This window comes from Bacillus sp. SIMBA_005 (assembly GCF_046535585.1).
GTDB classification, from domain to species: Bacteria; Bacillota; Bacilli; order Bacillales; family Bacillaceae; genus Bacillus; species Bacillus pumilus.
In genome coordinates, this window is record NZ_JAWRWI010000992.1 from 1 (window position 1) to 244 (window position 244).

The window sequence follows — 244 nt, forward strand, 5'->3', positions numbered from 1 at the left end:
GGGTTTTTAAGATCAAATTTCCCGGAAATATTGTTATGGATATTTCCGATTACAATAGAAACATAATTTTCAATATCATAATGGTAAGTTACCCCATCTGCTCCAATAGACATATCGACAACGTTATATTTCATTTCAATGCTGTCAAAATGATTATAGCCGATAAATCCGGCCGTATGTAAAGCCCATTTTAAAAATGTCACTTCATCACCTTCAGGGTGCTCCTTGTGCCAATTCTCAAAAT

General features: G+C 34.4%; 1 protein-coding gene. It reads right to left on the bottom strand.

Translation table 11 applies throughout. The features are described from left to right. A partial coding sequence (locus tag SB660_RS23070; RefSeq protein WP_410584867.1) for a hypothetical protein occupies nucleotides 1-244 on the bottom strand: 244 nt, incomplete at both ends.